Origin of the sequence: Mesorhizobium sp. M0408 (genome assembly GCF_040321495.1) — a bacterium.
Taxonomy (GTDB): domain Bacteria; phylum Pseudomonadota; class Alphaproteobacteria; order Rhizobiales; family Rhizobiaceae; genus Mesorhizobium.
Genome location: NZ_JAMYRO010000065.1, coordinates 1 through 9,820, shown reverse-complemented (window position 1 = coordinate 9,820; position 9,820 = coordinate 1). Strand labels below are relative to the sequence as shown.

The window sequence follows — 9,820 nt, the reverse complement described above, 5'->3', positions numbered from 1 at the left end:
TTGGCGCAAGTTCTCCAGCCAGCGGTAGCTCTCCTTCGTCTCGATCGGCACGCGCGTGGGGATCGATGTGCCGCTTGAGCGCGAGGCCGGCCGGCGCGGCGAAGGATGCGCTCCATGCGTAGATCGGTGACTGTGACAATTCGGCTGACACAGCGCGACAGGCCGAACTTGATCATAGCTGCGAAGAGCTCGTAATCACCAACAGAAACGCCACCCGCTCCCTTCGGGGATGGATGAGGCAACATCGAGCGCAAGGCGGGTGCTTTCCCAGACGCTCGGTTTTTTGGGCGCCGTCTTTCCTTCCAACATCACCGGAACGGTATGGCGAAGCATAGTCGGCCCGCTCGACGGAAGCGACGCAACCATCTACACGACCGTCGGAATCTCGCAATCGTATAGTGCGGTTTCAACGCGTCGTACGAACCGATCTCCCGCCATTCGTCCGTACGTCCGTGGAGCCGCTCCTTGAAAAGGCGGTATCGCAGAAGGTTCATTGCATGTAGTTCGTTCGCAACATCACCGTACCAATCGGGTGCAATAAGTTGCACCATGATGGCGTCTGGGAAGGAATGGCCCTGCATTGGAGGCGAATGGCCAGCCGAAACAGCCTGTGCTGCTCAGGACGACCAAAGACGAATTCAGTTTCTCAGAGAATTGAAGATCGTGAGGAGGCCAGCAGGGCTACGGCCTGATCCTTGGTGTGCACGCCGAGCTTCTTCTTCGCATTGTCGAGGCGGAAAGCGACGGTGTGCGCTTTGATGCCCAAGATGCAGCCGATAGCCCAGGCGGACTTGCCGCGCGCCGACCATTGCACGGCATTCATATTCACGAGGTGTCAACGAAACACCGTCCACTGTTCGATTGCCGGACAGCTTTCGACGAGCATACATGTGAAAACATGTCGCCATGAGTTGGAGCGCCTGTTCGTATCGCTCAGCAACGCGCAGGAACGCGGAATTGGGCTTATCAGCGGCAAAGATCATCGCTGCAACACAGCCTCTACGATCGATAATCGGGATCGTCAAACCGCAGCGGATGCTGAACTGGGCCGCCTCATCAAATAGCTTCTGTTGAGCCGGCGACATCTCAACGCCACGCAAATCCGACCCCCATGGAAACGGGCAGCCGCCACACCGCGCACGCATGATGACGGGATCGAGTTTCTGATACTGGTTTTGCAGATAGTGCGCGGTCCAGGGAGGCGGATAATTCGAGATCAGCTTGGGCTCGCCACAAGATTGCAATGGCAGCAAAGGTGAGTAGATCAAGTGCTGCGGCTGCCCCAGCCATGGCATCCCGGAAATCTGTTTCATCGACACTCTCCGACAGCTTTTCCAGAAATGTCTCGAAGAGAAGCGGCATGTTCTTCGTCATTGTCCTGACTCAATCGGCTTTATCCCGTATGCTGCGCGCCATTCTGACCTGGAGACTCCGCCATAAGCCGGGGCCGCATAACTGCGGCCGGGTTGCAGGCAGTGACTGGGCTGACCGTCTTTACAGAATGCCACACGGCGCTGCGTGATCTTCGCACCGGTCGTCGCCAACCGCAGCTGCGCTGGACTGTTCGAACGGCCATCACCGAGAAGCTACAGCATCTTCCCAACGCAAAAGCGCAATCAAAGAGTTCTTCTTGGGGCGAAATGAAATCCTCGCCGTCCCCGCATCATGCAATCGTGAGAAGTCATCCTGCGCCACCATGATCGGGGCCGTATCAAAGCCGTCATCAATCCAATGGTTGCCGCGGAGAACGTCGGTCGACAGGGAAGAGGACAACGGATAGGCGCATCTCGCCGCTTTGAGCGGTATGATCCGGACGTATTGTTGCGCCGCTTTCTGATTGTTGGTGGGCAGATCGACTCCAAACATTTGGCATGGATAGAGGGGGCGCTGTTCTCCGCTAAATTCAAATACCAATCTATCATCTTAAGCCGGGCCCAACCCAAGCCGGCACTATCGCTCGACACTGCTGCGGCGACATTCGATTGAAGGCTCTGAAGCACTTTGCGAAGTGCGAAGCAGACGTAAACCCGCAGGCCATGTCAACGTCAATGATGGGCATTCGTGTGCCTTCGATCAGGCGCTTCGCATGGTCTGTGCGAATCCGGAGATGTGACGCACTGGCGGAAGTCCGATATGGGAAGCGAACGAGCGTTCCAGCTGGCGCCGCGATACTCCAGCCCGTGCGCGACCTCCTCCATTGTCAGCGGGAACTCCACATTTTCCTCCATGATCCGCATTGCCATAAGGAGCTTGTCGCTCACACCCGCAAAGGCTAGACCCGACGGCCCGGTCTGGCGGTTTGATCCTGAGCGCTGACCTTGGACAGTCGCGTGGCGGCAGACCTCCTGTGCAATATACCCGCCGGCATGGCTGCCGATCAGATCGACCGCCAACTCAAAAGCTGCCAGTTCTCCTGCGCAGGTTGAATACTGGCCGTCCTTGACAAACAAGGAATCGCTTATGCGGGGTTGGTTGAACACTTCGGCGAAAGCAGCGAGCCGCGACCAGCGTATCGTGCAGCGTGCACCTGCCAGAAGGCCCGTCCGAGCGAGCAGCCATGTCGCTGTCCCAACCGCAGATATCGGCACCGCGCGACGCGCCATCGTTCGCCGAACTCCGTTGAGCTCAGGCGTCAGTTGCTGTTCTACCGGCTCGCCCGTCACGAATCTGCGATCGTCCGAGCCGAACCAGCTCGTCTATCGCTACACATCAACAGCAACCGAAAGGCCGTTGGCGCCCTCGATTGGCCGAGCGTCAAGCCCCGCGATTCGCCACCGGAACAGCGGCAGGCTCGATACCGTGTTGGCGATGCGAAAGGGTTCGATATAGGCGTGAAGCGCCAGGTGCGAGAACCCCAGGCGCTCTACACGGCTCGTCCTCCTGTGATGAGGATCGGCTCGGCCGCCCGAGCAACCCTCGGACGCGCAGTGTAGGGCGAGCCACCTCACCGAAAGAGGCGGACATACGGTCTTACAAGCAGGCAATGGCTGCAGATGCTCTAATCGCCAAGGTTTGGAAATGGTGTGATCGACCAATCGATCAAGTCGACGGCACGTTGAGCTATTGCCTTGGTCTCAGCAGGGCAGGCTGAAACGGCGATGACATGTCCGACCGTGTCTTGGCAATCGCCTTTCCTGACGATCGGGGTCATGGGTTCAACGTACAATTTGACTTCGGCGACCCCGGGCATAGCAGCCGCCCTGTCGCAATCGATCGAGTCGAGGAGGCCGTCGCGATCAGGAACCAGGAGCCGCGCGGCCGCAACATGCGAGCGCCTTCTGCGCAAATTGCATTTGTCGCTGATGACAAGCTTGATGTGCTCGGTGATGAGATCGACACCGAAAGCCAGCTGAACCCGCCGAGGATTGCTTCCACCCGCAAGGCGCGGATTTACTTCGATGACGACTGGGCCACGCTTCGTCCACCGAAATTCAATGTTCGTTGGCCCCCAGCCAAGGCCGAGAGCTCGCAGACAGCTCAGCGATATATCGGCGATACGCTCCTGCTCGTCGTCAGTCAGCGGGGCCGGGAAGATGCTCTCATAGGCGACGAAATACGGTGGGGGGCCGAACTCGGTGGCACCAATCCCAATGACCTCATTTCCCATTATCTCAGCGCAATAATAGGGGCCTTGTGCAAATTCTTCGACCAATATCCGCCGCGAAGACCACCATATGTGCTTCCCACCTAGGAGATAGGTCGTATGTTCGGCTAACTCATCGGCATTGCGGCACAGTCGGACACCTCTGCTGCCGCTGCCGGCGGTTGGCTTGACAACAACCGGTAGGCCGATCTCCGCCGCGGAGCTTTCCACCTCCGTCAAATCAGATGCCAAGCGATAAGCAGGCATTGGAACGCCGGCCTCCGCAAGGAGCTGACGTTGAAGGAATTTGTCGCGGCACCGTTCGATAGATTCGGGGTTCGGTCCCGGTAGATCGAAATGCCGGCAGAGCTTGCCAACTGTTGCATAGAACGACTCGCCGGGGGACCCAAAGCCAGTAAGGCCAGCAATATCATAGCTCGCACGTAGCCGGGAACATTCGTGGATCAGCGCGTCGAGATTCTCTGTATCGACCTGGACTGCCTCAAGTCTTTCTGCCGCAAGATAACCGTACTGAGTTGGATCAGACGACAGGGTGATTGGATGAAGCCCAAGACGGTGGGCCGCTTCCACGTATCGCAGACCAATAATCTTGTGCCCTTCAACCAGGATGAGCGCTCTTCTTGCCATTCACGTCGACCTTCCGTTGCGTGCTGTGCGGCGGTCTGAGCGTAAACTGCCGTCGGCTTTTATTCGTGCCTGACCTCAGACCTGTGGTGAAGGTACCATTGCCAGCGATCTGTGGCCGTAAAGAGTTTATAAATTTATTTCAATAATTCGAATCGAAGGGTAGGGTGTTCAAGTATCGCCGATTTGATCTGTAATATTTTAAGCTGAATCTGACAGACAGTGTCATAGGTCAAATGCAATCCGAGGCGTGAAGAAGCGCTTTGCACGCCATCCCAATTACTGGCGCAGGAGGTTGCCAGCCTTCGACGTTGAGACCACGGTCATAGGCGTTCTATGGACTCTGTTCCGCAGCCTTTTTGCGCCGGAGGTTGTCACTGATGCCCTAAAGCTGCCGGCTGTAAGCCTGCAGCTCCGCGCGCCTCTGCGGCAGGCAGGCATCGTCAGATTTAGCACATCACCGCAGCATATAAAGTTATTTCAAGTAAATTATAGATTACATGAACTTTTTCTAAGTTTAATATTGTAACTAAATGCTCAAATTTCCACGATGTTCGTCGGAAGGTCATATTCGGGTAGCACTGCAGCTTCAGCTCGCAGACCTTGCACTCGTGCTGGCTGGCGCGGTAAAGCCGCGTGCCCCCACTGGTGATGCCTTAAGCGGGTCTTGTAGCTGCGCCGGAACTGCACCAGCCGTTTGCCACCCAGGCAGGCATATTCATTCGAGTCCGGTCCGCATGAAGTCGGCGCGCGAAAAAGTGCCGTCCGTCCGTTTATACTTATCGAACACCGGAATATGCGGCGCGATCTTCCGTTTCTTGACCAACCAGGTGAGGTTGGCTGCCGATCCGTAGGGGCTGTCGGCGGCCAAATACGTCGGGCTTCAGGCCGAAGCGGTCCCCGATCCTGTCAATCATGGAACGACAACGCCATCCGATAACGCCGACTAAATCAACACAATCCGCCAATGTGGAACATCCGGCAGGATGGCAAATCCGCGAACTCATTACTTAGTAAAACTTCTCCCTCTCTGGCAGGGTATATGCGCCGGAGGTCCCCGAGTGCATTAGTGTAGCGAGACGTCCTGTGATCACGCTCACCGAAAATGCAGCCGCCGGGAAGACCTCGCTCTCGCGTGACTGCCGGCCCGACGAAAGGCTTTCGCATCATGGTCGCGGCTGCGGCGGCTTCAAATATCAGATGGGCTCGCATGGCAACGTCGCTGGCATGACCGTCGCTTTCGTCAAAAAGTTGAATCGTCCGCTTCACCTTCGACAACCGGACGCAGAAATAGGAGGCCAGCATCGCACCAGCCATCTATAAGAAGACCAGTCTGAGACGGCGATCTTTCGGGCAGAGACGAAGCTTCCGTTTCGCGAGCGAAAATGGCGTTTCTTGTGGTTCCATTGTCGCGAACTCATTCCGGTTTGCAGCTACGCGGAGCGCCATCGGCTTCAACGAAATCGTACGGTCTGCCACGCTAAATTCCATCGAATCCGCCAGAGTTTTCCGCGTCTTTTTTCCTCTCTGGCTCATCGCCGGTCATCCAACAGTTGCAACAGATTTCAATCGCAAGGCCGAGGGTGAGCAGCGAGCCCCATGGTCGATCTTGTCATCTGAATTTCCGACGAAAAAACTCTCAAAATAACATTTGACAACGGCGACCCGGGATCGATTGTTCTTTAGTCTAGGTTGAATTTTCGCTCTGCTGCCGTTCGAAAGACGACCGCGGTTTCAAGTTGGATCCAGTTCTGTTCGCCGACACTAGGCAAAGGGTGAAAGGGATAGCTGCAATGAAGCTAAGTGAATACGTAGAGTACGATGCCACTGGTTTGACCTCTCTCGTACGCGCGGGCGAAGTGACGCCCTTGGAATTGACACGCCTAGCCCGCGAGGCACACGACGAGGTCAATCCGCGCATCAATGCTGTCATTGAATTCTACCAAGATGCTGAAACCGTTGCCGGCTCGAACGGAGGGCTCTTCCATGGCGTGCCTTTCCTTCGAAAGGATATCGGGGCCACCGAAGCTGGCCGCCTCCAGGAACAAGGAAGTCGACTGTTCAAAGGCTGCCGTTCCGATACCGACAGTTATTTTTTTCGTCGCGCTCGAGATGCCGGGCTTCGAACGATAGGAAGGACAACAACACCCGAGCTTGCGTCTACAGCAATGACCGAATCCATTCTCAATGGCATCACCGGCAATCCATGGGATTTGGAACGCTCCGCGGGAGGGTCCTCCGGGGGGGCGGCAGCGGCAGTGGCCGTCGGCATCACTCCTATTGCCCACGGCAACGATGGCGGCGGGTCAATTCGCATCCCCGCGTCTTGGTGCGGCCTCGTCGGGCTAAATCCCTCCCGGGGACGTGTTTCCGGCGGCCCCAACAATCAGGACGCATCGTATGGTGCCAGCCGTGAGTTTGTTCTGTGTCGAACTGTCCGCGACATTGCCGCGGCGCTTGACGTCTTTTCCGGTCCCTATCCCGGCGATCCGTTTATCATCGTCCAGCCGAACCGTCGTTATGTGGAGGAGCTCTCACAGCCCACTGGCACTTTGCGGGTTGGGGTCGCGAGAACAAGTTGGGGCGCGGTCAACCTCGATCCGGAAGTGCTGCACGCTGTCGAGGCGACGGCAGCGCTTCTGGAGGAAATGGGGCACACGGTAATAGATATCGACCGGCCATATGAGCCCGTCGAGTACAGCAGATTATATCTCGCCCCGACGACCGCGAGTTGGCTCGAAGAAGCGGCGCGGGCCATGGGGCGTACCATCAATGCGGACACCTTGGAGCCGGTCAACCTAAAACGATATAGATATGGCCGCCATTTGCCTCTTTCCCGAGCGGCGGAATTTCAAGAGACCCTCCGGAGAATGCGTTTCCGCGTGGGCGAGGCGATCCATGCCTTCGACATTCTGCTGACTCCCACAATGCCAATCATGGCCGTGCCGCACGGGGGCATATATTCTGCAACCAACCCGGCGGTCTCCGCAGAGGAATACGTGGAAGCGGATACGGCGATTTGTCAATACACTGGCGTGTTCAATGTGACCGGACAACCTTCGGTGTCCTTGCCTTTGGCACAAAGCGCCAGCGGGCTGCCGATCGGTATACAGATCGTTGGCCGCTTTGGTGACGAGGCCACTCTGGTCCGTGTGGCACGCGATCTGGAAGTGGCCAAGCCTTCCGGGCGACCGACGACCAAAGGTTCGAGCAGGGAACAACTGACGATCACTTAGGTTGCCCCGATCAGCCTCGACACCGCCAGCAGCTTCGGCAATCGCACCAAATGGAGGCGGCGGCACTGAAAGTAAAGGCCCACCCGATTCGGTCGCGGCCGCCGAACTTGGTCTTCTCCTGCCTGGCGACCGTCTTAATCCAGCCGAACGCTTCCTCGATGCGCTGGCAGACGGCGTAGCCGCCGTGACGGTTCGTGCGCCCGTCGAACCGCTCATCGGCCATCTCAAGCAGGACCACCGCCTGGGCCCCAACTTCCTGGCCTTCACCGAAGGCGACGCCAATAACGCCATGCTCGCCGCCGTCGGCTACAACTTGTGTGGGGCGATGATTGTCAAGCTTGCTCTTCGTTCATTTCCTCATCTTCTGGTTCGGCCAGTTGGCGACCATCTCCTCGTCCCGACCTTGGGCTTCGAACGGGCCGCCGCGCGCAGTGACGGTCAAGGGTGGGCCGCAGGCCCATCGCGCAGCGACTTGTCCTTGACGGTCACGAGCACGGCGGCAGGCTTTGTCGGATCGAGTGAGCCCCTTTCTTGCGGGGGCCAAAACGCCGACGACAGATCCCGAGGCGAGCTCGCCGAGCCAGGCGAAGGTCGCGCGGCAGACTTGTATGCGGTAGATCCCCCGTGGATCTGAACCATGATGCAGCATGCGCATCGGTGGCGAAGCTCCGGGGCGGCGGGCCCATTCTTCAGAACGGCCTGTAGAACACCATGTTGTAGCGCGGGTCACCGCCATCTCGGATCGTCATCGGCACACCCTGCTGCGGGCCCGCCAATTGGCTTGTTCTCCTCTTCCCACGTGCCCCTCATCACGCCGCACGCAAGACGACGCCCTGCGGCACCTCGCCGGTGGTGACGAGACGCCACAGCGCAATCAGCAGCTTGCGAGCCAGCGCCACGATCATCGTCTGCGTGTGGTTTTGCGGCCATCAGCCGTTCGCGCCTGGTATCATTGGGCGAGGTCGCTGTCCTTCTGGAAGCTCAGAAACCGCCACGCCAGTTGAATCATGCCGCGCCGCACGCGGGCATTGCCGGAGCATGCCAACCCCTTCTCGCGCCGGCGTTGGCCGCTCTCGTCCGGCGACCCCGTCAGCCCGGCATAGCGCGCCACGGCGCGGCGATCGCGCAAGCCGCGACAGGGCCTCGTGGACCAGAATGTCGGCCGTCTCGACGCCGATGCCGATGATCCGCGCGATGAGGCGTACCATCGCGTGCAGGCCGCTCGCCGCCGCAGCCGGGGGCGGCCGCCAGCTGGCGCAGGCGTTCCTGCTCGATGGTGCGGAGCTGCTCGCGCACCAGGCTGAGCCGCGCAAGCAAGCGGGAGAGCTCGGCGCAGGTGTTGTCCGGCAACGGCGTCTCCTCCGCCGTGCGGATGGCCGCGAGCCTGTCCGCCGCGCTGCGCAGGCTTAAGCGGAAGCTGCGGATGCCGAGGCGGGTGAGGACCGCCTTGATGCGGTTGACGAGCCGCGTCTGCTCGCCGACCAGGCTCTCCCGCTCGCGGCTCGGCCGTCGCGCGTCCTCCTCTTCGATGGTCGGGATCGCAGCCATGGAGCAATGGCGTTTCTCGCCGCGCAGCCAGCCAAGAAAGGCACGCATCAACGGCTCGGTGTCGGGCGATTGGTCTTGGCGCGGCGGTGCTCGCGCGACACCGCAACGCTGGCGGGATGGATGGCGTAGGCCTCGATGCCGTGCGCCCGCAAAAAGCGCGCCAACCAGAAGCCGTCGCCAGCCGCCTCATAGGCAACGGCGATGCGCTTGATCGGATGCCCGGCCCGGCCGGCTTCGTCGCGCCAGCGCTGCAACAGCTTCAACAGTGCTGGCGCATCGGCATCGAGCTTCTTGAGCGGCTGGCGTTTGAGACCCGGAACAAGCGCGGCGACCAGCCTCTTCGCCTTGCTCATTTCGATGACGGCGATGATCGTGTTATCCTGCTCAAGAGCGGTGAGGGACCGGCTCGCGTCAAAAGATTGCGACATGGGGACACTCCTTTTGTTGGATGTTCTTGGAGCGCCGAAGGATGCCACACCCTCGCCGCTCGCCCCATATCATCTTCAGCCTCTTGCTCAACTGGCTGAGGCTCTTGTTTGCCTTCTTCCTGGCGCTGCTTGCAACCGCTCCGGCGTCACGAGTCCAGCCATGATCAACCTGACCCTCCGCAGCTCAACCGGAATAGCCTCTGAAACCGGTAGGCCTTCAACGCCGGTGAGGAAATCGCTTTCTTCACGGGCGACTTCTTCGGAAAATAGTCACCGAGATCTCTTCTAACCGCAACCTAGATAGCGGTTGAGGACATTGCGGGTCCTGCGTTCAACCATAGCGTCGTGTCTCAGAAGGCCGGCGACCCACTCGCAGGTGC

General features: G+C 59.0%; 10 protein-coding genes and 3 pseudogenes. 3 read left to right on the top strand and 10 right to left on the bottom strand.

What is annotated here, in order from left to right; translation table 11 throughout:
- The 6 genes and pseudogenes from NKI67_RS33510 to NKI67_RS33485 form a co-directional block, all read right to left on the bottom strand.
- Positions 1-176 (bottom strand): annotated as a pseudogene (locus NKI67_RS33510) (hypothetical protein); the annotation flags it as partial.
- 470 nt (positions 177-646) lie between these two features.
- Positions 647-1,362, bottom strand: a pseudogene (locus NKI67_RS33505) (autoinducer binding domain-containing protein).
- A gap of 213 nt (positions 1,363-1,575) precedes the next feature.
- Positions 1,576-1,914: a hypothetical protein gene (locus NKI67_RS33500; protein WP_352649115.1), complete on the bottom strand. Its 339-nt coding sequence runs from the start codon at positions 1,912-1,914 to the stop codon at positions 1,576-1,578.
- A 4-nt stretch (positions 1,915-1,918) separates the two neighbouring features.
- Positions 1,919-2,074 carry a hypothetical protein gene (locus tag NKI67_RS33495; RefSeq protein ID WP_352649117.1) on the bottom strand — a complete coding sequence of 52 codons (156 nt, stop codon included), beginning with the start codon at positions 2,072-2,074 and terminating at the stop codon, positions 1,919-1,921.
- Complete coding sequence (locus tag NKI67_RS33490; protein WP_352649113.1) at positions 2,046-2,663, bottom strand: DJ-1/PfpI family protein; 618 nt, start codon at positions 2,661-2,663, stop codon at positions 2,046-2,048. The genes NKI67_RS33495 and NKI67_RS33490 overlap by 29 nt, the downstream gene beginning before the upstream one ends.
- Before the next feature lie 335 nt (positions 2,664-2,998).
- On the bottom strand, positions 2,999-4,231 hold the full coding sequence (locus tag NKI67_RS33485) for an ATP-grasp domain-containing protein (RefSeq protein ID WP_352649111.1): 1,233 nt from the start codon (positions 4,229-4,231) through the stop codon (positions 2,999-3,001).
- Between the two features lie 1,083 nt (positions 4,232-5,314).
- Between NKI67_RS33485 and NKI67_RS33480 the strand changes: the two genes are divergently transcribed.
- Positions 5,315-5,551, top strand: coding sequence for a hypothetical protein (locus tag NKI67_RS33480; protein WP_352649109.1), 237 nt, complete (start codon positions 5,315-5,317; stop codon positions 5,549-5,551).
- Positions 5,552-6,021: 470 nt separating this feature from the next.
- On the top strand, positions 6,022-7,464 hold the full coding sequence (locus tag NKI67_RS33475; protein ID WP_352649107.1) for an amidase: 1,443 nt from the start codon (positions 6,022-6,024) through the stop codon (positions 7,462-7,464).
- Here the strand turns inward: NKI67_RS33475 and NKI67_RS33470 are convergent.
- A pseudogene (locus tag NKI67_RS33470) lies at positions 7,461-7,669 on the bottom strand (IS5/IS1182 family transposase); the annotation flags it as partial. The gene NKI67_RS33475 and the pseudogene NKI67_RS33470 sit on opposite strands and share 4 nt — an antisense overlap.
- On the opposite strand from NKI67_RS33470, the gene NKI67_RS33465 reads away from it, so the two are divergent.
- Positions 7,649-8,098: a hypothetical protein gene (locus NKI67_RS33465; RefSeq protein ID WP_352649121.1), complete on the top strand. Its 450-nt coding sequence runs from the start codon at positions 7,649-7,651 to the stop codon at positions 8,096-8,098. The pseudogene NKI67_RS33470 and the gene NKI67_RS33465 sit on opposite strands and share 21 nt — an antisense overlap.
- Before the next feature lie 315 nt (positions 8,099-8,413).
- Here the strand turns inward: NKI67_RS33465 and NKI67_RS33460 are convergent, their stop codons facing one another.
- From NKI67_RS33460 to NKI67_RS33450, 3 genes are read right to left on the bottom strand one after another with little or no spacing between them, the layout of a single operon-like run.
- Positions 8,414-8,575, bottom strand: a complete 162-nt coding sequence (locus tag NKI67_RS33460; RefSeq protein WP_352649105.1) for a transposase — start codon at positions 8,573-8,575, stop codon at positions 8,414-8,416.
- Complete coding sequence (locus tag NKI67_RS33455) at positions 8,554-9,060, bottom strand: hypothetical protein (RefSeq protein WP_352649103.1); 507 nt, start codon at positions 9,058-9,060, stop codon at positions 8,554-8,556. Before NKI67_RS33455 ends, NKI67_RS33460 begins: the two co-directional genes overlap by 22 nt.
- Positions 9,060-9,440 (bottom strand): hypothetical protein, encoded by a 381-nt coding sequence (locus tag NKI67_RS33450; RefSeq protein WP_352649102.1) that lies wholly within the window; start codon positions 9,438-9,440, stop codon positions 9,060-9,062. The genes NKI67_RS33455 and NKI67_RS33450 overlap by 1 nt, the downstream gene beginning before the upstream one ends.
- Positions 9,441-9,820: the final 380 nt, after the last annotated feature.

Bases quoted from the DNA above. Each gene is read 5' to 3' on its own strand.
- NKI67_RS33485 (WP_352649111.1), bottom strand. From the start codon at position 4,231: ATGGCAAGAAGAGCGCTCATCCTGGTTGAAGGGCACAAGATTATTGGT.
- NKI67_RS33475 (WP_352649107.1), top strand. From the start codon at position 6,022: ATGAAGCTAAGTGAATACGTAGAGTACGATGCCACTGGTTTGACCTCT.
- NKI67_RS33455 (WP_352649103.1), bottom strand. From the start codon at position 9,060: ATGCGTGCCTTTCTTGGCTGGCTGCGCGGCGAGAAACGCCATTGCTCC.
- NKI67_RS33450 (WP_352649102.1), bottom strand. From the start codon at position 9,440: ATGTCGCAATCTTTTGACGCGAGCCGGTCCCTCACCGCTCTTGAGCAG.